Below are 19,268 nucleotides of genomic sequence, written 5' to 3'. Positions count from 1 at the left end.
CACTGACACCGCTAAGGTGCCGCGCCGGATGCGGTGCCGAGAGGAGTCTCGCGACGGGGAGCCGGACGGGCTCAACCGAGTGTCACGATCTACGCCAAGTATCTCATGACCGGCGATTTTCGTGAAGAGCTGCCCGCCGCACCCCTTTCGGCCACGGCGCTAGCGTCGCCATCCGGTAGCGCAGCCACAGGTCAACGAGCACGGCCTGGTCAGTCACGATCTGCACGGCCTGCCGCGTCGCCTCATCCCACGTATGACTTGGTCGGAGCCCGGCGCCGTCGAGGAACGCAGCGATCGTCGCTCCGGCGTAGGGCCGGAAAACGAGTGCTTCGGACAGCTCACCGCACACGTCGATCAGGTGCTCCTGGAGGGTGTGCTGCATCCAGTGCGGCCACCAATGCGCAGTGGAGTCGTCCTCCAGCTGGGCGATGATGACGTACGAATCACGGCGGCAGTCTTCACACGGACGGTCGTCCGCGAACACCGGACGGCGAGCCTGATGGGCTGCACTGTCACGCCACGACTGCAGCACCCGGTTCAGCTTCTCGTCCCAGGACGGGTATTCCGTGTCCAAACCAACCTCGACGCCAACAACACCCGCGGCGAACGACCCCAGAAGTACGACCACCACCTCAAAGACACGCTGTACTGCGCCTGCGGAGCCAAGGTCATGGTCGAACGCACCTACCAGCGCAACTCCCTGCCCCAGACCCAGGCTGAGCACGTCCGGAAGGTCCTCAACGACGTGTTCGACCAGCTCGAAGGATCCAGCGAGGACGAACGCAAGCGCCTGACCGCCCAGCGCGACAAACTCGAAGCCGAACGCCTCAAACTCGTCCAAGCTCACTACGCCGACGCGATCCCCCTCGACCTCCTCAAAAGCGAACAAGACCGCATCCGCGCCAGCCTCGACCAGATCACCACCCGGCTCGACAACCTCACCGACACCTACGCTGAGGCCCGAACAGGCTTGGACCAGCTCACTGAACTCCTGGTCGACCTCGACGACCTCTACAACAAGTGCGAACCAGCCGAACGACGCATCCTCAATCGCGCCCTGTTCACCCGCATCACCATCGACGACGAAGAGAACGCCACCTACACTCCCGAGCAGACCACAGCCAGCGTCCTCGCCCACACCAGCATCGACGCCCCGGCGCACGTCGCCGCAGAAACAAAACTGCCCCGCCATCAGGCGGGGCAAGTTTCGATTTTCTCATCTTACGTGGAGCTAAGGGGAATCGAACCCCTGACCTTTTCATTGCGAACGAAACGCTCTACCAACTGAGCTATAGCCCCTGAACCGCATCCACTTTACCGCACGAAGCAGCGCTCATCGAATCGAAGAGGTGACTTCCTCGTCACGTTTGGCGCGCCCGCGCCTCGAGGGAGCAGCTCGCGGACCCTTAGCATCGTCCCGTGAGTTCTTCTGCCCCCACCGATTCGCCTCAGCCCCGAACCGATGCCCGCGCGATCCTCGCACTCGCGATTCCTGCGCTCGGCGCACTCGTCGCTGAACCACTCTTTATTCTCGTGGACTCGGCGTTCGTGGGGCACGTGTCCACGGCTGCCCTCGCCGGCCTCTCGATCGCCTCGACGATCCTCACAACCGTCGTGGGACTCGCGATCTTTCTCGCGTATTCCACCACCGCGGCGGTCGCGCGGGCCGTGGGCGCTGGGAACATGGCCCGCGCCCTCACGAAGGGCATCGACGCCACGTGGCTCGCCTCCCTCATTGGGCTCGCGTGCGCGCTCGTGCTGGGCTTCGGGGCGGACGTCGTGATCGGTCTCTTCGGGCCGCGAGCGGAGGTCGCGCACGAGGCGGCCACCTACCTGCGTATTTCCGCTGCGGGCCTCCCTGCGATGCTCATGATCCAGGCGGCTCTCGGCCTCGTGCGCGGCCTTCAGGACACGCGCATAACGCTCATCATCGCGGCCGTGGGGGCAGCGCTCAACGTTCCCATCAACTGGGCCCTCATTTTCGGCCTCAACCTCGGCATCGCGGGCTCCGCGATCGGCACGCTCATCTGCCAGTGGGGTATGGCGCTGTGGTACATCGGGATTATCGTGCGCGGGGCCCGACGCCACTCGGTGAGCCTCGCCCCGAACTTCTCGGGCGTGAACTCGGCGTGGCGGGAGGGCCGGTGGCTCTTCATCCGCTCCGTGACGATGCGCATCGTGCTCCTCACGGCCACGGCCATCGCGATCAAGCTCGGCGAAGTCACGCTCGCCGCGCATCAGCTCATGAACTCCGTTTTCTCCCTCACGGCGCTCGCCCTCGACTCCCTCGCAATCGCGGCGCAAGCACTCACGGGCAAGCACCTCGGGGCAGGCGACCGCAAGAGCGTCGAGTCCGTGACGCGCACGCTTGTGCGCTGGTCTTTCGTCGGCGGGCTCGCCGTCGCCGCCGTGCTCCTTCTCGCGTCGTTCGTGCTCCCCCAGGTGTTTACGCCCGATCCCGCGGTGCAGCGCTCGCTCACGTGGGCGCTCGTCGTACTGCTGATCGCGCAGCCGCTAGCGGGCTACGTGTTCGTGCTCGACGGGGTGTACATGGGCGCAGGCGACGCCCGCTATCTCGGGCTCGCAGGGCTCGTCACGATGGGTGCGTATCTCCCGTTCGCCCTCGGGCTGTGGTGGGTGTCCGACGCCGGCCTGCTTCCCGCCGATTCCCCGTTCGCACTGGCGCTCCTGTGGGCGATCTTCACCTTTGTGTTCCTGGCCTCGCGCGCCGCGACGCTCTGGTGGCGCGGCCGAAGTGACGCGTGGATGCACCTCGAAGAACACGAGAGCGCCGAGGCGTAGGCGAGCGTCGGAACTGACCTACGGGACGCTTGCCTGCACGAGCCGGCCGTGCCCACGCACCGTGAGCGGGCCTTCGGCTGCGGCGATAAAGACGGCCTCGCCCCGCTCGAGTGTGTCCACTCCCGCCGACGTTTCGAGGGTGAGCGGACCCTCGATGCACAACACGATGCGCGGGCCAGTGCCCACGAGCGTGCGAGCCGCCGCGTCCGCGTTCGCCCCGCCCGTCTCGCTCGTGAACGTCGAGAGCTCGAAGTCATCGATCGGGGCGAAGTAGGCGCTCGTGGCGTCGCTCAGGCGTTCGGGTGCGATGCGGATCGGCGGGGCTGCGGTCACGGAGACGCACTGGAGGAGCTCGTCGGCGTCGACCTTCTTGGGGGTGATGCCGGCGCGCAACACGTTGTCGCTTGAGGCCATGATTTCGACCGCGAAGCCACTCAGATACGAATGCAGAGCGCCTGCGGGAACAAACATCGCTTCGCCCGGTTTGAGCGACACGGGGTTGAGCAGGAGCGTTGCGGCAACGCCGGGATCGCCGGGGTATTTCTCGTTGAGCAGCGCCACGGCCCGGTCAATGCGGGGGGAAGGCGAGCGGTGCGACTCGAGCCGCGCCGCGCATTCGTTGGCAAGCACCGTGATTTCGGACGGCTCCGGGCGCATGGCAGGGGCGACGAGCATGCGAAAAGCCGCGCGCATCCCGTGCGCGCTCGGCTGCGCAACCAGGAGGTCGAGCATGCGTTTCGCGAGCGGTGCCTCGAGCCCCTCGAGGATCGAGGCGGCCTTGCGCGGGGTGCGGAATCCGCACAGCGCCTCGAAGGGTTCGAGGGCGAGGACCATTTCTGGTTTGTGGTTCGCATCGCGGTAGTTGCGCTCGGGAGAGTCCAGCGGGAGGCCCGCGGCGTTCTCCGCTGCGAAGCATTCGCGCGCATGCTCTCGCGTGGGGTGCACCTGGAGTGAGAGAGGCTCCGCGGGCGCGATGAGTTTCATCAGGTACGGCAGTGCGCCATCAAACGCACGCGCGACGGAATCGCCAAGCATCCCTTCGGGGTCGGCGCTGACCGCTTCGTTGAGCGCGAGATTGCTCGGGGCCACGGTGGCGGGAGCGAGCGGGTGGGCACCGAACCACAGTTCGGCCCACGGCTCGCCGTCGGCTACCGTTCGAAGGAACTGTGGCAGAACTGTAGGCGAGCCCCACGCGTAGCGCTGGCGATGGCCGTTAATTCGCCGCATCCTCTGCCTTCCGCCGCCAAGGTGTTACGAGAATCAATCCTAAACATATCCCCCACCCCATAAGGATCCCTTTGGGCGCCTGTAGACTTGCAGGCATGGATCCTCGCAGACTCGTGATCTTCAACAGGGTGGTCACCAAAGGCTCGATTGGTGCTGCGGCGCGTGAGCTCGGCTGGACTCAACCCGCGGTCTCACAGCACATCGCGGCCCTCGAAAAGGACACGGGCATGCAGCTCGTCGTGCGCGGTTCGGGTGGCGTGACCCCCACCGAGGCTGGGGCACGTCTCGCCGTGCACGCCGCCGCTATCGCGGCGAACCTCGAGGCAGCGGAGACTGAAATGAACGACCTCGCCGCCCTGAAGAAGGGGCTCGTGCGCTGCGCGGCCTTCCCCTCGGCCGCCGCCATGCTGCTACCGCCAACCCTCGCCCGCATGGACAAGGACTACCCCGGCATCGAGCTCGGCTTCACCGAATGCGAGCCGCCAGAGGCGCTCGAAGGGGTGCGCGGCAATAACTTCGACGTGGCAATGATCTTCCGCTACGCGCAAACCCCGGCTGACGAAAACGAGTCACTCGAGTGGACGCCCATACTCGCCGATCCCGTGCGCCTCATCCTGCCGCGAGATCATCCCCTCGCTTCGCGCGATGACATCTCGATGAGGGACCTCAAGAACGAGGCGTGGGTTGCAGGATGCGATCGCTGCAGCGCGAACCTCCGCCACCACGCGCAGGTCGCGGGCTTCACGCCAAACATTCGGTACTGCACGGACGATTCGACGGTTGCCCAGCGCCTCGTGGGGCACGGCACGGGCGTCATTGCGCTCCTCCCCGAAATCGCCCTTGAGGCCTACCCCAACGACACGGTCGTCATCAAAGAAGTCACCGAACTCGACAATCGCGTGATCGGAATCGTGAACCGGCCCGGCGCCCTCAAGATTCCCGCGATCGCAGCGTTCGTCAACACCCTCCGGCACAACGCGAACGCCCACGGCTGCACGCTCACCCACGCCCACGTCCACCTTGATACGGGCGATCTCAGTGAACTCGAGGCGCTCGCCGACATCGAGGCCAGTGCGCGGGAAGGAGCCGAACAATGACCACTCGCAATCGCCCGCACGGCCCATCCGCGATCCGCCTGTGGGCCCGCACATTCATGTTCCTCCTCGTGGGGGCCATTGCCGCGGCGATCTGCGCGTACTACGGGTGGTGGATCACGATGACGATCATCCTCGTGCCGACGCTCTTCTTCGCGTGGTGGGTCTCCCCCGTTCGCAAAGGCCAACACACGCCGTGGCTCGAGGCGCTGCAACGCCGCGCCCCGGATCACGCAATCATCGTGTGGTCACCGGTCAGCCGGCACAGTGCTCAAATCCAGATCGGCCTTCAGCCAACCGACCCCCGCACGACCTGGGTGAACTTCCACCAGGACACCGAGGCGTGGGCGTTCGCGCAGCAGCACGGCGGTTTCGCGGCGCTGCCCATCGCTATCGTGGGCGAGACGATCCTTGAGGGTGCGACCTCGGGCCAAGTGTTCGACGCCCTTGAGAGCACACCCGCCGCGGGCACGAACGAATCCGGCGAAGAGCCCCCGCGCTAGATCCAGTCGAGGAAGCGGCGCACGTACTCGTCCCACACCGCCCATTCGTGGGCGCCGGGCGTGTACGTCACCTCGTGAGCGTGGCCGCGCTCCTCGAGCGTGCGCACGAACGTGCGCGTCTCTTCGAGCAGGAAATCCTCCGTCCCACACCCGATCCAGAGCCGCGGGAGCGATCCCGGCTCGGCAGCGCGCGCAAGCGCATTCACGTCATCGATGGCGGGGAACTTCCCCTGCTCGACGCCCTCGAAGAACGGCTCGTACACGCTGCCCGCCTCGGGCGTGAGGCCCTGCCCCCACACGCGCGCGGGCATCGCATGCCCGAACTCGGTGTAGTCGCGCTGGGCGACCGCGAGCGCGCCCGAGAATGAGCCTGCCGCAGCGAAGCGTTCGGGCTGGTTGAGTGCGAGTTTCATCGCGCCGAAGCCTCCCATTGAGAGGCCGGCAACGAACGTGTCCTCGCGGGCCGTCGAGACGCGGAAGGTCTGGTTGATGAGGGCGGGAAGCTCCTCGCTCACGTACGTCCAGTATTTTTCGCCGAGCACTTCGTCGGCATAGAACGAACGGCGCACCTCGGGCATGACCACGCAGATCCCCTTCGCGGAGGCGTAGCGCTCGATGCTCGTGCGGCGCGTCCAACCTGTGCAGTCATCGCTCAGACCGTGCAGGAGGTACAGGACCCGAACGTGCGGCTCGCCGTTGTCGTCGAGGTCGATCCCTCCCGCCATGCCGATCTGGCCGTCGGTCTGCTGCGGGTAGAGCACAACGGCGCTCGTGCCCATGCCGAGGGCGGGCGAGTGGAAATCCATGCGTGTGTGAATCATGGCTCCAGCGTAGTCGCCGCTCCACACTCACACCCATCCACATTTGACTAGGGGCGCTAGTCTTGAACATCAAGGGGCTCTAGATTTACCCTATGGTCAAGCCATTAAAGTACCGCGACGCTGCCAAGGTGCTTCGGGCACGAGGGTGGAGACATGACAGTACGCGTGGCTCGCACGAGAAGTGGAAGCACCCCTTGAACCCTTCCCCGATCATCCTTCCAGCTCATCCAGAAATTTCGCCGGGCGTCATTCGAAGCATCGCACGAACGCTCGGCTCCCAAGCACCGAAAGAGTGGAGGTAGCACTCATGGTGGCTTCGCCATTTCACGTCCTTGCTCGCCGCGAAGGTCGATGGTGGGTTGTCGAGATTCCGGCCCTCGATATCGCGACTCAAACACGCAACCTCAAGGATGCCCGCGCCGTCGCAGCCGAGGCCATCGGCCTTTACCTCGATGTCGACGAATCAAGGGTGGCCGTCGATCTCTCGATCCAGCTTCCGCGCGACGTGAGCTCGACATGGCAAAAAGCCCGCGACCTTGAGGAAGAGTCTCGAAAGACTTCCGCCGAGGCGGCCCGCCTCTCACGCGCTGCCGTCCGCACCTTGCGCGCAAGCGGCATGAGCCAACGCGACACCGCGGAGGCACTCGGCCTTTCGTATCAGCGCATCGCCCAGCTCGAGAAACAGACCGCTCCCACCTAGTGAAACAGCCCACATAAAACGGGAGCCGCCGGTAAAATCGTGCAGGCCATGCACAAAAACTCCGCGACCTCGCACCCGCATCCGATGATCCGGCTGTGGCGAATCGTTCGGCCCATACGCGTCCGTCTCATGCTCGGTCTCGTGTGCGCGATCGGGAGCGCGGTCCTCGGCCTCATGATCCCGCAGGTGCTCGAGCGTCTCGTCAACTCCGACCTCGTCCAGGGTGGCACCGCCACAGCCGTGTGGACCGCGGGCGCAACCGTGCTCGTGCTCGGCATTTTCGAGGCCCTCCTCCTGTTCCTCCGCCGCGTATTCGCCCTCGTTCCCGCAACCGCCATCGAACGCGACATGCGCACCGATCTGTACGACAAAATCCAGGACATGCCCGTCACCTTCCACGACCAATGGAGTTCAGGGCAGCTGCTCTCGCGCGCGATGAGCGACACGAACCTCATCCGCCGCTGGATCGCGTTCGGCGTCATCATGGGCGTGACCACAGCCGTCACGACCATCGTGGGCATCGCACTACTCATCCGCGCGAGCTGGATCCTCGCTCTCGTGTTCGTCGCAGCGGCCATCCCCATCGGGATCTTCTCGTTCCGCTTCAACCGGCAGTTCTCCACCCTCTCTCGTCTCTCGCAGGATCAAAACGGCGACCTCGCCACCACAATCGAACAATCCGTCCAGGGCATCCGCGTACTCAAAGCCTTTGGCCGCGGCCCCACGGCTCTCGAACAGTTCACCCTCCAGGCCGACGAGCTTCGCGGAACCGAGGTCAAAAAGGCCACCGCGATCGCGCGCTTCGACATGCTCATGTACGGCCTTCCAGAGATTGCCACCTCCATCAGCCTCCTCCTCGGCATTTACCTCACGGCACACGGCCACATGAACCTCGGCCAATTGAGCGCCTACTTCGTGACTGCCGTGCTTGTCACGGGCCCCGTGCGCATGCTCGGCCAGCTGTTCGGCATGCTCATCAATACGAACACCGCGCTCGACCGCTACTTCGACGTCATGGACGCCCCGAACACGATCGCCGATCCCGAGACGCCGACGCTCGAGCCCGGGCACACGTTCGCAGGCAGGCTTGCCCTCCACGACGTCCACTTCCGCTACTCCGACTCCCCCGCGCACATGCCCGACCTCCTCGACGGGGCAACCCTCGAGATCGAACCGGGCGAGACCATGGCACTCGTGGGAATCACCGGCTCCGGCAAATCGACCCTGCTCCAGCTCGTGCCACGCCTCTACGACGTCACCTCGGGCTCGATCACGATCGACGGCTACGACGTGCGCGACATCCCCCTCGACACCCTCCACCGGATCACGGCCTTCGCGTTCGAAGACGCAACGCTTTTCAGCGATTCCGTTCGCGACAACGTGCTCCTTGGGGCTCCCGGGTACGAAAGAACCGTCGGAACCGTGGAGTTCGCGGACAGGCTCTTTGGTTCCGACGGCACCGTGCCCCCGGTGACGCGCACGTCCACGCGAAGCGCCGAGCTCGACCGGGCCCTCGAACTCGCCCTCGACACCGCCGACGCGCGCTACGCCTACGACCTACCCGAAGGCGTCGAGACCCACATCGGCGAGGAGGGAATGAGCCTTTCTGGCGGGCAGCGCCAGCGCCTCGCACTCGCCCGCGCAATCGCCGCGAAACCCACGGTGCTCCTCCTCGACGATCCCCTCTCCGCGCTCGATACGAAAACGGAAGAGCGCGTGACGGAACGCCTGCGCGAGGTTCTCTCCCACACGACCACGCTCATCGTCGCGCACCGCACGTCGACCGTCGCGCTCGCGGACCGCGTCGCACTTCTCGAGGATGGCCGCATCACGGCTGTCGGCACACATACGCAGCTCATGGCCTCGAGCGAACGCTACCGCTACGTGATCGCGAACCAGGAAGAAGAGGCGCGAGGAAACCGAAACCTGACGCGGGTCGCGACGGAAACGGGAAGCCTCGAGGTCGCTGAGATTCGCGAAGCGGTTGACGAGAAGGGAGGTGCGCAGTGAGCCAGGCAGTCGAAGAGGAAGATCACGAGCTCACGAAGGAAGAAAACCGCGCCTCGCGCAAGCGTTCGCTCGCGCTGCTTCGCGCGCTACTCGCGCCAGAAAAGGGCTCGATCGTGCTTGTCGCCATCATGGTGGTTCTCGCCCAGGCCGCTGTCGTGGCAGGTCCCGCGATTCTCGCGTGGGGCATCGACAATGGGCTTCCTGCCCTGATCGACGGCGACGCTATGCCGGCACTCGGCGCGGCCGGTCTCCACGCGGCCTGCGCGATTCTCGCCGCGCTCCTCACGTTTGCCTTCACCCGCCAGTCCTCCGTCATCGGTCAGAGGCTCCTGCTCGAGCTGCGCCGCCGCGTTTTCCGGCACACGCAGCGCCTTTCCCTCGAGTTCCACGAACGCTATACCTCCGGGCGCATCGTCTCTCGCCAAACGTCCGACATGGAGGCGCTGCGCGAGCTTCTCGAGTTCGGCGTGCCGATCCTCATCGGCTCGAGCCTCTCGATGGTTCTCACCGCCGCATCGATCGTCGCGATGGACTGGCCAACCGGGCTCATCATGCTCGTGCTGCTCATCCCGTGCATCGCCCTCACCGTGTGGTTCCAGGTGCGCTCGCGCATCGCCTATCGCGGTATGCGCACGCACTCGGCAGCCCTCATCGTGCAGTTCGTCGAGGCAATGAACGGTATCCGCGCCGTCAAGGCCTTCCGCAAGGAGGAATCGAACTCGCGCGAATACCGGGCGCTCGCGGAAAACTACCGCCGCGCGACCCTCAATTCGATCTCCGTGTTTGGCATCTACCAGCCCGCGCTGCGCCTCCTCGCGAACGTCACCGTCGCGGCGGTTCTCGTCGTCGGCGGCTTCCGCGTCCTCGCGGGTGACTTGAGCGTGGGCGTGCTCCTCGCGCTCGTGCTGTACGCGAGGCGCTTCTTCCAGCGCGTCGATGAGATTGCGAACTTCTACAACTCGTTCCAGTCGGCCACGGCGGCACTCGAGAAGATCAGTGCGCTTTTGTGGGAAGTTCCGACGGTTGCCGAGCCCACCACCGCTCACGCGAAATCCATCGCGAGCGGCCGCGGGGCAATTCAGTTCACGGGGGCCGAGTTCCGCTATAGCGAGGATGGTCCCCTTGTGCTCAAGCCTCTCGACCTTTCGATTCCCGCAGGTCAGACCGTCGCACTCGTCGGGCAGACGGGTGCGGGCAAGTCGACGATCGCGAAGCTCGTCTCGCGTTTTTACGACGTCACGCAGGGCTCCGTGGAACTCGACGGTGTCGATCTTCGCGACCTCACGAGCGCGGAGCTCACACACAATGTGGTCATGGTGACCCAAGAGGCGTACCTGTTCAGCGGCACCGTTGCCGACAACATCGAGTTAGGGCGGCCCGGCGCAAGCCGCGAAGAGGTCGTGCGCGCGGCCAAAGCGATCGGCGCGCACGAGTTCATCGAGGCCCTCCCCTACGGCTACGACACCGACGTGAGCAAGCGCGGCGGGCGCGTCTCCGCTGGTCAGCGTCAGCTCATTTCGTTCGCGCGTGCGTTCCTCGCAAACCCGAACGTGCTCATCCTCGACGAAGCGACGAGTTCGCTCGACTTGCCGAGTGAACGCCTCGTGCAGGAGGGCCTCACGAAGCTCCTCGGCAACCGCACGGCGATCATCATCGCTCACCGTCTCTCGACCGTCATGATCGCGGACCGCGTGCTCGTGCTGCACGATGGGGTCGTGGTCGAAGACGACGCCCCCAGGGCGCTCATCGAGCAGGGAGGCCGCTTCGCCGCCCTCTACAAAGCGTGGCAGGATTCGCTCTAGGGTTCCTCGGCTTCACTCGCGCCTTCACCTAACCGCTCTAGTACTTCCTTGTAGCGCTCAAGGCCGAAGGCTGCTGCGTCGCTCACGATGCGCTCGTGTTCAGCCTGATTCGTCGCCATGAACTGCTCCTTTTCCTAGTTCCATGAGTCGCATCGAGGTTGCCGCTGCACGCTCGAGGTTGCGCGGACCGTCATTGAGGGCCTCTTCGAGAGTCGTCACTCCCTGCACGATCGGCACGAGAGCGCTCACACCATGAGCGTAAAGCACCTCGGCGCCCTCACCAATGCGTCCCGCGAAGACCACGCACGACACGCCGTGGCGCCTTGCGAGAGCGGCGACACCCGCGGGGGCCTTGCCGTAGAGCGTTTGTGCATCGATCGCCCCCTCGCCCGTGAACACGAGGTCAGCATTCTCGATCACCTGCTCTAGCCCCACCGTACGCGCGACGAGATCGAAACCCGGCTCGAATCGCGCATCGAGGAACGTCGCGAGGGCCCAGCCGAGCCCACCCGCGGCGCCAGCACCGGGCTCGGTTGCATGAGCCCGGGCGCCAAGGGAAGGGTCCGACGCTTCCGCAGCCTCCACGAGTTCCCCGAGGAAACCCTCGAGCTTCGCCACCGTGGCGGGATCCGCGCCCTTTTGCGGGCCGAAGACCGCGCTTGCACCACTCGTGCCAAGGAGCGGGTTCGTCACGTCGCACGCGACCTCGATGCTGACCTCAAAGAGCCGAGGATCGAGGCCGCTCACGTCGATGCGGGCAAGGCACCCGGCTAGAGAGGCGGGTACGGGGGGAAGCGGGCGGCCGTCGGAATCAAGAAACCGCGCGCCGAGCGCACCGAGCATCCCCACCCCGCCATCATTCGTTGCGGAGCCGCCAAGGCCGATGATGAGCCGGCCGCCCTCGCCAAGCCGATCGAGCGCGGAGGAGATGAGTTCGCCGACGCCGCGCGTGCTCGCCCTCATCGGGTCGCGCTCCCCCGGTTGAAGGTGCATGAGTCCCGCGGCGCTCGCCATCTCGAGGACCGCTGTGGACGGCTGCGCGTTTGGGGCGAGGCCGTACTCTGCGCTCACGGGGCGGCCGAGGGCATCCGCAACGGTGACGGAATGGAGGGTGGCCCCGAGCGCTGTCCCGAGGGAGGCAGTGAAACCCTCGCCACCGTCGGACACCGGAGCAAGCGTGCACGCCGCCCCCGGAATAACCGCGCGCACTCCTCGCGCGATCGTCTCAGCCGCCTCGCGCGCACTCATCGATTCTTTAAAGGAATCGGGCGCGATCAGAACCCTCACCGCGGGCCTCCCTACTCCTGCCCTTTTAATCTGGGCGTTCTTCGACAGCTCTCTCACAGAGAAAGTACCGCTCCTCCCGACGAAACCGTCAAGGGGGTAACGTGGAATTATGTCGCAAACTGAGAACCCCGAGTCGACCCTGCCTTCGAGTCCCCGCGAAATTCTCGAAGCTCTCGTGCGTATCGACAGCACCTCCCACACGGGGAACCTCGACACGATCATGCTTCTGCAGCGGATCTTCGCGAGCAAGGGCGTCACTACCCACGTGTTCCGCGAAGAGGACGGTCTCGATGCGAACCTCGTGGCCGTATTCCCCGCGGCGGGAGAAACCGCTGGTGATAGCACAGACCGTGCGGCAAAGGACGTACTCGGTCGCGACTACGGCACCGGGCGCGGCGGCGTGAACCGGCTCGATGGTGAGAGCACACCCGTGCACGTGCAGGTCGCAGAGCGCCGCGGCATCCTCATCGCTGGCCACACCGATTGCGTGCCCGTCACGGGGCAGAACTGGAGCAGCGATCCCTTCGAGCCCACCGAGCGGGACGGAAAACTCTATGGTCGCGGCACCGCCGACATGAAGGGGTACCTCGCGACCTTCACGGCCCTCGCCGACCGCTTCCTCGCGGCCGAGCTGACCGAACCCGTCTACCTCGCGGCGACGTGGGACGAAGAAACGAGCTGCAACGGTGCGCGCGAACTCGTCAAGCAACTCGAAACCCTCGATATTGCGCCGCGCATCGCCTACGTCGGTGAGCCCACGATGATGGACGTCATCACCGGCCACAAGTCGATGAACGCGTTCGAAGCGGACTTCCGCGGGATTGCGGCGCACTCGAGCCTCCTGCCCCGAGGTCTCAACGCGAACCGCTACGCAGCGGAGTTCACGACCTGGTTCCACGAAGAAATCATCGACCGCGGCGTAGCCGAAGGCCCGAACGATCCCGCCTTCCTCGTCCCCCACATCACGGGCGGTGTGAACCGCTTCGATGGCGGCAACGCGATCAACACGGTCGGGGCGCACGCCCACCTGCTCTTCGAATACCGCGCCCTGCCAAGCGACGACGCGATCGCGATCGCCCGCCGCATCCAGGCGAAGATCGCCGAACTCGACGACGAGATGAAGCAGGCAATTCCCGCCGATCCGGCCGATCCCGAGCAAGCGAAAAACGTCGGCGCGAGCCTCACGATCCGCTCGCTTCTCTACCCGCTCGATTGCGGGACCGACGGTGACGCCGCACAGCTCGCGCGCGAACTCGGCATGACCATCAGCCCCACGAAGGTCACGTACGGCACTGAGTCAGGCATCTACGAGGCCGCGGGCATGAGTGCCGTCGTGATCGGCCCCGGCGACATCGCCCAGGCCCACGGCGCCAACGAATACGTTGACCTCGAACAAATCGACAAATGCGAGGCGTTCTTCCTCGCCCTCCTCGAGAACCTGAGCGCCTCGTAGCTCAAGCGTCGCGAGAACCCCACTTCACCACACTCGACCAATCAGAAAGGCACGCAGTGAACAGCAAGCCGGCGTCGAAACACGACCTGCCCGCGCCCAAACCGGGCACCCCACGAAAAATCCTTGAGCAGGGAACCTTCCGCGAATACAGCCGCGTCGAAGAAATCCTCACGAAGGAATCGGCGGGCGGCATTGCTCTCGTCATCGCGACGATCCTCGCGCTCATCTGCGCGAACTCCCCGCTCGCGGACCTCTACTTCACCATCCGCGACGCCCACTTCGGCTTCGACCTCGGATGGCTGAACCTCAACCTCTCGGTTGCACACTGGGCAGCCGACGGTCTCCTCGCCGTGTTCTTCTTCCTCGTAGGCCTCGAGCTCAAGCACGAGTTCGTGCGTGGCGACCTGCGCGACCCGAAGCTTGCCCTCGTGCCGATGCTCGCCGCGGCCGGTGGCGTCGCGGTACCCGCAATCATCTACACGCTCGTGAACCTCGGTGGTCCCGAAGCTTCCCACAACGGATGGGCGATTCCCGCCGCGACCGACATTGCGTTCGCCGTTGCGGTGCTCACCCTGATCGGCTCGAAGCTTCCCGCCGCCTTGCGCACCTTCCTCCTCACCCTCGCCGTTGTCGACGACCTCATCGCCATCCTCATCATCGCGATCTTCTACGCGGAGGAAACGAAGTTCGTGTACCTCCTCGCGGCAATCCCCGTCATCGCGATCTACGCGCTCGTCGCCTACAAGGCCGAATGGCTGTTCAAGAAGCACTACTCTGCGGCCTGGATGATCCTCTTCCCGCTCGCGGTCATCACGTGGATCCTGTTCTACAACTCGGGCGTGCACGCCACCATCGCGGGCGTCGTACTCGCGTTCTGCGTGCCCGTCCATGCCCGCAGCGCCTACGGCAGCCAGCATTCGCTCGCCGAAACCCTCGAGCACAGGCTTCGCCCGTTCTCGACTGGCGTTGCCGTTCCCGTGTTCGCATTCTTCAGCGCTGGCGTCGCCGTGGGCGGCTTGAGCGGTCTTCTCGACGCCTGGACCACGACCGTCGCCCTCGGCGTCATCGTGGGCCTCGTGTGCGGCAAGATGCTCGGCATCACGGGTACGACCTTCCTCGTCACGAAGCTGACGAAGGCGAACCTGGACGACGAGATCAAGTGGATCGACCTCATCGGCATGTCCGCCATCGCCGGTATCGGCTTCACCGTGTCGCTTCTCGTTGCTGAGCTGAGCTTCGATCCCTCGAGCCCGCTCGTGGAAGACGCAAAGGTCGGGGTGCTGACCGCTTCGCTCCTCGCCGCGATCGTCGGCTCGATTCTTCTTATCCCCCGCAACAACCACTACAAGAAGATCGCCGAACTCGAATCGCGAGACGAGAACCAGGACGGCATTCCCGACGTGTTCTCCGACGACACCTCGCGCACGTCGCAGCCATAGGGCTTCGCACACCGCCCGCATGAATGGGGCTCGGGTCACACGACCCGGGCCCCATTCGCACCTCAGCCTGTAGTGTGGGTGGCTGGTGTGCCGGGAAGTCTGGTCGGCACGGGCGAGGCTCCGGATGCTTCGCTCGTTGACAATGCCCGCCGAGCCCCAAGGACTCCCATGACGAGCAAGCACAAGAGCCGTACCGACGCGATCCTCGCCCGCGGCACCTACCGCGAACTCACGCGCATCGAAAAAATCCTCACGACCGAGACCACCGGTGGCCTCATCCTCGTCGGAGCGACCATCCTCGCACTCCTCCTCGCAAACTCCCCTGCCGCCGACGCCTACTTCTCCCTGCGCGACATGCACGTCGGTTTTTCGACAAGCTGGCTGGACCTCGACCTCTCCCTCGCACATTGGGCGGCCGACGGACTCCTCGCGATTTTCTTCTTCCTCGTAGGCCTCGAACTCAAGATGGAGCTCACGAAAGGAGACCTGCGTGATCCCCGCCGCGCGTTCGTGCCCGTCGCGGCCGCTGCGGGAGGCGTCGCGCTGCCGGCCCTGCTCTACTCGGCCATCAATGCGGCAAACCCCGAGACACTCGGTGGCTGGGCGATTCCCGCCGCAACCGACATTGCCTTCGCCGTCGCAGTCCTCGCAATCGTCGGCTCAAAGCTCCCCGCGGCGCTGCGCACCTTCCTCCTGACCCTCGCGATCGTCGATGACCTGATCGCCATCACGATCATCGCCGTGTTCTACTCGAGCGACCTCAAGCTCCACTACCTTGCCTTCGCGCTCATCCCTCTCGCGCTCTACTGGCTGGTCGCCAACAAGGCCGAGGCACTCTTTAAAAAGCACTACAGCGCCGCGTGGTTCGTTCTTCTCCCGCTCGGCCTCATCGTGTGGGCGCTCTTCTACAACTCCGGCATCCACGCGACGATCGCCGGCGTGGCCCTCGCCTTCATGATCCCGGTGAATCCGCTTTCGAAGTACGGCGAGCGCTACTCGCTTGCCGAAACGTTCGAGCACCGCTTCCGCCCGCTCTCCTCGGGCATCGCCGTGCCGATCTTTGCATTCTTTAGCGCGGGCGTCGCCGTCGGCGGCCTCAGCGGGCTCGCCGAGGCGTGGACCTCAAGCGTTGCGCTCGGGATCACCGTCGGTCTCGTCGCAGGAAAGATGCTCGGCATCGTGGGAACGACGTTCCTCGTGACGCGGATCCGAGGCGCAAACCTCGACCCCGACATTAAGTGGATCGACCTCACGGGTGTCGCGGCGCTCGCCGGCATCGGCTTCACCGTGTCACTCCTCGTGGCCGAGCTCAGCTTCGACGTTGCCAACCCCGCGCATGATTGGGCGAAGGTCGGCGTGCTCACCGCTTCGGTGCTCGCCGCGATCGTGGGCGCCGCCATCCTCACGCCGCGAAACGCCCGCTATGCGAAGATCGCCGAACGCGAAAAGGTCGATGTGAACCACGACGGCATCCCCGACGTGTTTGCCGACGATACTTCGCGCACGAAGTAGCCGCCGGGGAATAGACCGCCGCCTCTACTCGGCGGCGCCCTCCTCGCGCTGCGCGTAGTACGCGATGCGGTCGGTATGCACCCAAATGCGTGCCGCATCCGAGGTAAGCGTGAGAAGCGCGAGGGTGCTCAGCCCAACACCGAGCAGCTCGGTGGCACTCGCCGCTCCCGCGGGCTCGAGCGCGGCTACGCTAATGCGCGCAAGCGAGTCGAAGGCGAGAAGGGCCATGAGGCCGAGCCTCGCCCACCTGTTGCGACCAAGCATGAACAGGAACAGCAGGATCTGCCCCGCAACGAGCACGGTGAAAGGCAGAAGCGGGGCTTCGCCGAGCTGATCGAAGCCGAGGGCGCGCACGATGCCGTCGGCCTGCGCGGCCCCCGATCCCTTCGCCCACACGAGCCCCCACAGAGCCACCACCGCTGCCACTTCAAGCGCGATCATGAGCCCGACGAACCCGATCGATGGGGGCGGCAGGTGGTGGTCGCCGACGTTGCGGAGTGCCTGCAGAAAATCCTCGCGAGCGCCATGCCATTCGCGCTCGAGCGACTGCATGAGTTCGCGCGGGCGCAGCGAGCGTCCACGCAGGTAGAAGATACCCGTGGCACGGTTGCGCGGCTGGATCACCGCGGTGGACCCGGTCGAGCGAGCCTCGGCGCCCGTCACGTCAACGACGGGCAAGTGGCCGTCCGTGCGAAGCGGATCCCCGCCGCCGTTCCTGTGGTGGTAGGAGGTCGAATAATCCTTGATAACGCCCACGGGGATCGCGTGGTCGGCGTGCAACAACGTATCGACGACGTAGTTACGTTCAACGTCCGTGTTTTCGTCGATCTTGTGCGTGACCTGGAACGTGAAGCGCGAAAGCCCCACGCCGCGGTCGAACGTCGCCGCGGCAAGCCACGTTACGCGGTGCCCGCCGGGCATGACCCACTTATGCGGCACTCGCCAGAACCGGATGTGGTGACGCCTGAGCGTCGTACCGCCCACCTCCTGCTGGTAGGCGAACTCGTGCCGTCGACCAAAGAGGAAGAGCGAACTCACCGGGGCCTGCGGGTAGGAGCGTCGAAGAAGAAACGAGATTACCGCGCGCCTCGCGCTGTGCAGCGTGTTCTCCTCCGCGAGAACCCAGCCGGCCTTGCGCATCGCCACGTGGATATCCTCGGCTGAGCCTTCGAACGCAAGGTTCACGGGGTCGCCCAGCAGACCGTCAGCCGTGCGCGTGCGCCCCATGAAGTAATCGGGAACGTACACGGCCGTGAGCGCCTGGTGAATGCGCGGGAGAGCGACGTAGGTGAACACGAGCCAAAACACGAGAAGGTTGACGAGGCGCCTCGGGTTGGTCGTGAGGCCCTGCCGCAGAAACACGTAGGCAAGCACGAGCGAGAGAACGGTCGCGAGCAGCACGAATAGGGCGTCAAGCCGAGGGTAGATCTCGAGGCGCGGGCGGTCGTGGCTATGGCCGGCCGCGTGATCATATTCGGGATACGTGAGCGGAACGGGCCGCTTCCACTTCGCGAACCGGGTGCGTTTCGTGTGCGGCGGGCGGGGCACGACGCGCGGTTTCTCCGGGAGAACAAACGGTTGCGACGGTCGCCTCGCCTCAGCGCGTGCGCGCCCCCCGTAAGCCTCCATGCCGCTCATTGTACGGGCGGCGCCTCCCGATCCCGATGATTCAGGGACCGCCCGATGGAGATTTATAGGCTTGTGTGAGGCTTTAGGAAGAAGGATTCGATGACCTCTACGAGCGAGTTCGCGTCGACAAGCCCGCTGCTCACCCTCAATGACGGCAAGAAGATCCCCCAACTCGGCTTCGGGGTGTACAAGACTCCGAACGATGAGGTGGAGGCCGCGATCGAGTGTGCGTTTGAGGCCGGCTACCGGCACATCGATACCGCGAAGCTCTACGGCAACGAAGAGGGCGTGGGGCGTGCCGTGCGAAACTCGGGCCTCGAGCGCTCGAGCGTGTTCGTCACGACAAAGGTGTGGAACGACGATCACGGGCGCGAAAAGACGCGCCGCGCTTTCGAGGAGAGCCTCGAGCGGCTCGGCCTCGACTACGTCGACCTCTACCTCATCCACTGGCCCATGCCCATGAACGGCCTCGCGGTCGACACTTGGGAGGAACTCATCAGGCTCCGTGAGGAGGGCCTCGCGACCTCGATCGGCGTCGCGAACTTCCCGGCACAGCGCATCGACGAGCTGACGGAGGCGACGGGGGTTGTGCCCGTGCTGAACCAGATCGAGCTCAACCCCTATTTCGCGCAAAACGACCTGCGCGAAGCCAATCGCGAGCGCGGCATCTTGAGCCAGGCCTGGGCGCCCCTTCATCGCGGCAAGGGCCTCTTCGACGAACCGATCATCCGCGAGATCGCCGAGCGCCTCGAGGCAACCCCCGCGCAGGTCGTGCTCACGTGGCACCTCGCGCTCGGCACGATCGCGATCCCGAAGTCGGTGACGCCGAGCCGAATCCGCGAGAACTTCGACGCGCTCAATGTGCGCCTCACGCCCGAGGACCTCGCGGCAATCGCGGCCCTCGACCGCGGCGAGGCCGGGCGCACCGGCTTCGACCCGGAAACCATGGAGCGAGGAGCTGGCTACCAAGGCTAGGCACCACGCACCGC

The 19,268-nt window shown here is 65.3% G+C and carries 17 protein-coding genes and 1 tRNA gene; 11 read left to right on the top strand and 7 right to left on the bottom strand.

Annotated elements, in window-relative coordinates; translation table 11 throughout:
- Nucleotides 1–103: 103 nt before the first annotated feature.
- Nucleotides 104–1,204 carry a hypothetical protein gene (locus HMPREF1484_RS11505; RefSeq protein WP_156979622.1) on the bottom strand — a complete coding sequence of 367 codons (1,101 nt, stop codon included), beginning with the start codon at nucleotides 1,202–1,204 and terminating at the stop codon, nucleotides 104–106.
- 22 nt (nucleotides 1,205–1,226) lie between these two features.
- Nucleotides 1,227–1,299 (bottom strand) — tRNA-Ala (locus HMPREF1484_RS03620).
- Between the two features lie 120 nt (nucleotides 1,300–1,419).
- Here HMPREF1484_RS03620 and HMPREF1484_RS03615 point away from each other — a divergent pair.
- The gene (locus tag HMPREF1484_RS03615; protein ID WP_016663672.1) at nucleotides 1,420–2,802 is read left to right on the top strand and encodes an MATE family efflux transporter; all 1,383 of its coding nucleotides are present in this window, start codon (nucleotides 1,420–1,422) and stop codon (nucleotides 2,800–2,802) included.
- A gap of 18 nt (nucleotides 2,803–2,820) precedes the next feature.
- Here HMPREF1484_RS03615 and manA read toward each other — a convergent pair whose 3' ends face one another.
- A complete protein-coding gene (gene manA, locus HMPREF1484_RS03610; RefSeq protein ID WP_016663671.1) occupies nucleotides 2,821–4,029 on the bottom strand; it encodes a mannose-6-phosphate isomerase, class I in 1,209 nt (402 codons plus the stop codon).
- Nucleotides 4,030–4,124: 95 nt separating this feature from the next.
- Between manA and HMPREF1484_RS03605 the strand changes: the two genes are divergently transcribed.
- A complete protein-coding gene (locus tag HMPREF1484_RS03605) occupies nucleotides 4,125–5,126 on the top strand; it encodes a LysR family transcriptional regulator (protein WP_040386425.1) in 1,002 nt (333 codons plus the stop codon).
- Nucleotides 5,123–5,626 carry a hypothetical protein gene (locus HMPREF1484_RS10855; protein WP_016663669.1) on the top strand — a complete coding sequence of 168 codons (504 nt, stop codon included), beginning with the start codon at nucleotides 5,123–5,125 and terminating at the stop codon, nucleotides 5,624–5,626. The genes HMPREF1484_RS03605 and HMPREF1484_RS10855 overlap by 4 nt, the downstream gene beginning before the upstream one ends.
- Here HMPREF1484_RS10855 and HMPREF1484_RS03595 read toward each other — a convergent pair.
- Nucleotides 5,623–6,447: an alpha/beta hydrolase family protein gene (locus HMPREF1484_RS03595; RefSeq protein ID WP_040386795.1), complete on the bottom strand. Its 825-nt coding sequence runs from the start codon at nucleotides 6,445–6,447 to the stop codon at nucleotides 5,623–5,625. The two genes, HMPREF1484_RS10855 and HMPREF1484_RS03595, sit on opposite strands and share 4 nt — an antisense overlap.
- Nucleotides 6,448–6,539: 92 nt before the next feature.
- Here HMPREF1484_RS03595 and HMPREF1484_RS11975 point away from each other — a divergent pair, with 92 nt between their 5' ends.
- From HMPREF1484_RS11975 to HMPREF1484_RS03580, 4 genes are read left to right on the top strand one after another with little or no spacing between them, the layout of a single operon-like run.
- Nucleotides 6,540–6,749: a type II toxin-antitoxin system HicA family toxin gene (locus HMPREF1484_RS11975; RefSeq protein WP_084813919.1), complete on the top strand. Its 210-nt coding sequence runs from the start codon at nucleotides 6,540–6,542 to the stop codon at nucleotides 6,747–6,749.
- A 5-nt stretch (nucleotides 6,750–6,754) separates the two neighbouring features.
- Nucleotides 6,755–7,147, top strand: coding sequence for a type II toxin-antitoxin system HicB family antitoxin (locus HMPREF1484_RS03590; RefSeq protein WP_016663667.1), 393 nt, complete (start codon nucleotides 6,755–6,757; stop codon nucleotides 7,145–7,147).
- A gap of 48 nt (nucleotides 7,148–7,195) precedes the next feature.
- Entirely contained in the window at nucleotides 7,196–9,157 is a 1,962-nt protein-coding gene (locus tag HMPREF1484_RS03585; RefSeq protein ID WP_016663666.1) for an ABC transporter ATP-binding protein, read from the top strand.
- Nucleotides 9,154–10,959 (top strand): ABC transporter ATP-binding protein, encoded by a 1,806-nt coding sequence (locus tag HMPREF1484_RS03580; protein ID WP_016663665.1) that lies wholly within the window; start codon nucleotides 9,154–9,156, stop codon nucleotides 10,957–10,959. The genes HMPREF1484_RS03585 and HMPREF1484_RS03580 overlap by 4 nt, the downstream gene beginning before the upstream one ends.
- Here the strand turns inward: HMPREF1484_RS03580 and HMPREF1484_RS11880 are convergent.
- Both HMPREF1484_RS11880 and HMPREF1484_RS03575 read right to left on the bottom strand, forming a co-directional pair.
- On the bottom strand, nucleotides 10,956–11,078 hold the full coding sequence (locus HMPREF1484_RS11880) for a hypothetical protein (protein ID WP_016663664.1): 123 nt from the start codon (nucleotides 11,076–11,078) through the stop codon (nucleotides 10,956–10,958). The genes HMPREF1484_RS03580 and HMPREF1484_RS11880 overlap by 4 nt on opposite strands.
- Entirely contained in the window at nucleotides 11,059–12,246 is a 1,188-nt protein-coding gene (locus HMPREF1484_RS03575; RefSeq protein WP_016663663.1) for a glycerate kinase, read from the bottom strand. The genes HMPREF1484_RS11880 and HMPREF1484_RS03575 overlap by 20 nt, the downstream gene beginning before the upstream one ends.
- 109 nt (nucleotides 12,247–12,355) lie before the next feature.
- On the opposite strand from HMPREF1484_RS03575, the gene HMPREF1484_RS03570 reads away from it, so the two are divergent.
- The 3 genes from HMPREF1484_RS03570 to nhaA (HMPREF1484_RS03560) all read left to right on the top strand — a co-directional run bounded on the left by HMPREF1484_RS03570 (nucleotide 12,356) and on the right by nhaA (HMPREF1484_RS03560) (nucleotide 16,650).
- Nucleotides 12,356–13,699 carry a M20/M25/M40 family metallo-hydrolase gene (locus HMPREF1484_RS03570; protein WP_016663662.1) on the top strand — a complete coding sequence of 448 codons (1,344 nt, stop codon included), beginning with the start codon at nucleotides 12,356–12,358 and terminating at the stop codon, nucleotides 13,697–13,699.
- Nucleotides 13,700–13,755: 56 nt separating this feature from the next.
- Complete coding sequence (gene nhaA / locus HMPREF1484_RS03565; protein ID WP_016663661.1) at nucleotides 13,756–15,138, top strand: Na+/H+ antiporter NhaA; 1,383 nt, start codon at nucleotides 13,756–13,758, stop codon at nucleotides 15,136–15,138.
- A 168-nt stretch (nucleotides 15,139–15,306) separates the two neighbouring features.
- Nucleotides 15,307–16,650, top strand: a complete 1,344-nt coding sequence (gene nhaA / locus HMPREF1484_RS03560; RefSeq protein WP_016663660.1) for a Na+/H+ antiporter NhaA — start codon at nucleotides 15,307–15,309, stop codon at nucleotides 16,648–16,650.
- Nucleotides 16,651–16,674: 24 nt separating this feature from the next.
- On the opposite strand, the gene HMPREF1484_RS10850 is transcribed toward nhaA (HMPREF1484_RS03560), so the two are convergent.
- Complete coding sequence (locus HMPREF1484_RS10850; RefSeq protein WP_051120613.1) at nucleotides 16,675–18,279, bottom strand: LssY C-terminal domain-containing protein; 1,605 nt, start codon at nucleotides 18,277–18,279, stop codon at nucleotides 16,675–16,677.
- Nucleotides 18,280–18,378: 99 nt separating this feature from the next.
- Between HMPREF1484_RS10850 and HMPREF1484_RS03550 the strand changes: the two genes are divergently transcribed.
- Nucleotides 18,379–19,254 (top strand): aldo/keto reductase, encoded by an 876-nt coding sequence (locus HMPREF1484_RS03550; protein ID WP_016663658.1) that lies wholly within the window; start codon nucleotides 18,379–18,381, stop codon nucleotides 19,252–19,254.
- The last annotated feature ends 14 nt before the right edge of the window (nucleotides 19,255–19,268 follow it).

It is taken from the genome of Dermabacter sp. HFH0086 (assembly GCF_000413375.1).
Lineage (GTDB): Bacteria > Actinomycetota > Actinomycetes > Actinomycetales > Dermabacteraceae > Dermabacter > Dermabacter hominis.
This window is presented reverse-complemented; position numbering and strand designations above follow the sequence as displayed.